Annotated in this window: 2 protein-coding genes; both read right to left on the reverse strand. The window is 62.2% G+C overall.

The features are described 5' to 3' along the window. Positions 1 to 289: 289 nt before the first annotated feature. The gene (locus IVA78_RS23390) at positions 290 to 1,333 is read right to left on the reverse strand and encodes an IS110 family transposase (RefSeq protein WP_247468181.1); all 1,044 of its coding nucleotides are present in this window, start codon (positions 1,331 to 1,333) and stop codon (positions 290 to 292) included. Between the two features lie 89 nt (positions 1,334 to 1,422). Next, a partial coding sequence (locus tag IVA78_RS23395) for an integrase core domain-containing protein (RefSeq protein ID WP_247468183.1) occupies positions 1,423 to 1,941 on the reverse strand: 519 nt, incomplete at its 5' end.

Here is a 1,941-nt window from a genome sequence, read left to right on the forward strand (position 1 = left end):
GTGACCTTGCCCCCATATGTGGAACGGCCCGCGTGGCAAGAGCTTTTTCAATCGATTCACACATTGGGACGGTGCGGTCATATGTCCGGCCTTTGCGCGCGGCACATGGCCGCTGGCCTCGATGAGATCCGCGAAACGAGGAGCCCAATCAAGTTTACGCGCTTGAGCGCATTGGGGGCAGTGGCTTCACTCGTCTCGGGATTTCGTCCCATGGGTTCATCGCCTGTTGTTGCACCTTGCCCTCTGCCGGCCTGCGCCGGTCAGATCGTTTTGGCGGTCACTGCATCCATCAGACGGCGACCGCGGTAATCACCAGTGGGTCGGGACGCCGATAAGTCCCGCCCCTATTCAGAAGCGCCCAGATGATCCGCGCTGTCTTGTTGGCCTGCGCCACCGCTGCGACCTTGAACGGCCGTCTGGCGAGAAGCGCCTTCAGCCACGGCCGCGTCCGAGCGTCGTTTCGGGCAACCCGCAAGACGGCTGTTGCCCCGACGACAAGGAGAGCGCGAAGTTCCGGATTTCCCATCTTCGATATTCGTCCCAGCCGCTCTTTGCCTCCGCTTGAATGAGAACGCGGCGTCAATCCTAGCCAGGCAGCAAAGTGGCGAGCTGACTTGAACCCGCCGGGATCCGGCACAAGCGCCTTGATGGTTGCCGCCGTAATGGCGCCGACACCAGGGATCGTGGTCAACCGACGCATGTCCTCGTCGCGCTTGCCCTCCATGACGATTGCGCGCTCGAGCCTGTCGATCTGGTCGCCTGAAGCTTCGATCTCATCGGCAATAGCCATCAGGGCGAAGCGCGCTGCTGCGGGCAGGCGAGCATCTGTCTCGTCCCGCACGATCGCGACCAGCGCCTCAATCCTTGCCAGCCCGGCGGTGGCGATGATGCCCAATTCGGCCAGATGCGCGCGTAAGGCGTTGACCGCCTGCGTTCGCTGCCGCACCAGAAGGGCTCGGGTCTTCAGCACCATCGCGGCAGCCTGCTGCTCGACCGTCTTGATCGGGACGAAGCGCATGGTCTTTCGGGTCACCGCTTCGCTGATGGCCTCCGCGTCCGCCGCATCCGTTTTGCCTCGCTTGACGAAGGGTTTGACATAAGCCGGCGGAATGAGCCGCACCTCATGACCGAGAGCTGCGATCTCGCGCGCCCAATAGTGGGAGCTACCGCATGCTTCCATCCCCACTAGGCATGGTGGCAGCTTCTCGAAGAAACGCAGAACTTCGCTGCGCCGCAGCTTCCGGCTGAACACGGGCGAGCCCTCGGCATCCGCGCCGTGAACCTGGAAAACATGCTTAGCCAGATCCAACCCGATGGTGATAACCTGTTTCATGGAACGGTCCCTCCTTTGTGGCGTTCGAACAACGACCACGTTCTAGCACTTTGATGCTGTTGGAGCGGGCCGTTCCACCACATCAAGTTTTATCCAGTCCTGAGTTCTCCCCGGCTGTTGGGTTTACCCGAATGGGCGGTGGTAGCGACGGGAGCTGGTGCGGAGCCATCGGCATAGCGCAGCGCCAGATCCCGTCGCGGGTGGCAGGTGAAGGCAAACTCCGATGGTGTTTTCCATCCGAGTTGCGAGTGAGGTCGCGTATCGTTGTAGTCGGCCCGCCAATGTCCGAGTTCGACCCGGGCCTGGGCCAGCGACGTGAACAGCGTCTCGTTCAACAATTCGTCTCGGAGACGGCCATTGAAGCTTTCGATGAAGGCATTCTGCGTCGGCTTGCCGGGCGCGATGTAATGCCAGGCGACGCGGCTCTGATCGGCCCATGTCAGGATGGCGTTGCTGGTCAATTCGGTGCCGTTGTCGCTGACCACCATTTTGGGCTTGCCGCGCTCGATGATCAGCCGGTCCAGCTCCCGCGCCACCCGGGAGCCCGACAGCGAGGTGTCGGCCACCAACGCCAGGCATTCGCGCGTGCACTCGTCGACCACGGTCAG

The organism is Bradyrhizobium sp. 137 (assembly GCF_023074095.1).
Lineage (GTDB): Bacteria > Pseudomonadota > Alphaproteobacteria > Rhizobiales > Xanthobacteraceae > Bradyrhizobium.

Excerpts from the sequence above, each read along its gene's own strand:
- IVA78_RS23390 (WP_247468181.1), bottom strand. The coding sequence starts at position 1,333 with ATGAAACAGGTTATCACCATCGGGTTGGATCTGGCTAAGCATGTTTTC.